Annotated in this window: 1 protein-coding gene; it reads left to right on the top strand. The window is 74.8% G+C overall.

All coding sequences use genetic code 11. From position 1 onward, the window contains the following. Positions 1-1,950, top strand: a 1,950-nt coding sequence (locus M4J07_RS48100) for a type I polyketide synthase (protein ID WP_305129066.1), incomplete at both ends; no start/stop codon positions are given.

The raw sequence follows: 1,950 nt of genomic DNA, 5'->3' as shown, positions 1-1,950 counted from the left end.
CGTGGTGGAACTGCCCCAGTCCGACGGGCTCGTGGCCACCTCGCGGCTGTCCCTGAAGACGCACCCGTGGCTGGCCGACCACCGCGTCGGCGGCGTGGTCCTCGTCCCCGGCACCGGACTGGTCGAACTGGCCGTGCGTGCCGGTGACGAGGCCGGGTGCAGCGTGCTGGAGGAGCTCGTGATCGAGGCGCCCCTCGTGGTGCCGGAGCAGGGCGGCGTACGCGTCCAGGTCGCCGTCGGCGGACCGAACGGGAGCGGTTCGCGCACCGTGGAGGTGTACTCGCGACGCGAGGACGCCGACAGCGGCGCGGACGCCTGGACCCGCCACGCCAGCGGCATGCTGACCGCCTCCAATCAACTCAACCCCGCAGCAACGGAGTTCGACTTCGCCGCCTGGCCGCCGGCCGGTGCGGAACCGGTGGACACCGCCGGTGGCTACGACCTGCTCACCGACGTGGGCTACGGCTACGGGCCCGCCTTCCAGGGCGTACGCGCGCTGTGGCGGCGCGGCGACGAGATGTTCGCCGAGGTGGCCCTGCCCGACGGGCACCGGCAGCAGGCCGCCGGGTTCGGCATCCACCCCGCGCTGCTCGACGCCGCTCTGCACGCACCGCTGCTCCAGATCGCGGGTGCGGACGGTGGCGACGGTCGACCCGAGGAGCGGGCGCAGGAGTTGAGGCTCCCCTTCGCCTGGAACGGCCTCGTGCTGCACGCCGCGGGCGCCTCCGTGCTGCGGGTGCGTCTCGCTCAGCCCGAGCCCGCGGCACTGTCGCTGGCCGCGGCCGACGAGACCGGCGCCCTGGTCGTGTCCATGGACTCGCTGACGTCCCGCGTGGTCTCCGCCGAGCAGCTGGACACGGCGGCGGGCGCCCCGCGCAACGACGCGCTGTTCGGCGTCGACTGGACCGAACTGCCGCCGTCCCCGGCCCGGCGGCCGGAACCTGTGCCGTCGTGGGTCCTCGTGGCGACCGCGGAGGACGTGGCGACCCTCGCCGACGACGTCGAGTCCGGCGTCGCCGAGGCCCCGGCCGTGGCGGTCCTGCGGGCCGTCGGCGGGGAGGGCGAGGGCGCCGTGCTCGAACTGGCCACCCGCGTCCTCGAAGTCGTCCAGTGCTGGCTGGACGGGCCCGGCCTGGAGGACAGCCGGCTCGCCGTGGTCACCCGGGGCGCCGTCCCCGCGGGCGACGGCCCGGTGACCGACCCGGCCGGTACGGCGGTGTGGGGCCTGGTCCGCGCGGCACAGGCCGAGAACCCGGACCGGATCGTCCTCATCGACACCGACGCGGACGCCGACGCCGGTCCTGACACAGACACCGACACCAGCACTGACGCCGGCACCGAGGCCCACACCGGTACCGAGCAGCTCGCCGACCTGCTGGGCGCCGTCCTCTCCGGCGGCGAGCCGCAGGTCGCGGTGCGCGGCACGGTCCTCTCCGTACCGCGTCTGGCCCGCGCGGGCGGTCAACAGGCTTCGGACACAAGGGCGTTCGGTCCTCAGGGGACCGTCCTGGTCTCCGGTGCCGGTTCGCTCGGCGGCCTCCTGGCCCGGCACCTGGTCGACCGGCACGGCGTACGCGACCTCGTCCTGGCCAGCCGCCGGGGCGCCACGGCCGACGGCACCGCGGAACTGGTCGCCGAGCTGACCGGACAGGGCGCCGAGGTCCGCGTCGTGGCCTGCGACATGGCGGACCGCGGCCAGGTCAGGGACCTGCTGGCCGCGATACCCGGTCTGCGCGGCGTCGTGCACACCGCGGGCGTGACCGACGACGGCGTCATCGGGATGCTGACCCCGGAGCGCCTGGCGAAGGTGTTCGCGCCGAAGGTCGACGCCGTACGGCATCTCGACGAGCTGACGCGGGGCCTGGACCTCGACGCGTTCGTCGTCTACTCGTCCGTGTCGGCGGTCTTCATGGGTGCGGGCAGCGGCAGTTACGCGGCGGCCAACGCCTA

Source organism: Streptomyces longispororuber (assembly GCF_024448165.1).
Lineage (GTDB): Bacteria > Actinomycetota > Actinomycetes > Streptomycetales > Streptomycetaceae > Streptomyces > Streptomyces longispororuber_A.
The sequence above is the reverse complement of the archived record's forward strand: the minus strand, read 5'-3'. Positions and strand labels throughout refer to the sequence as shown.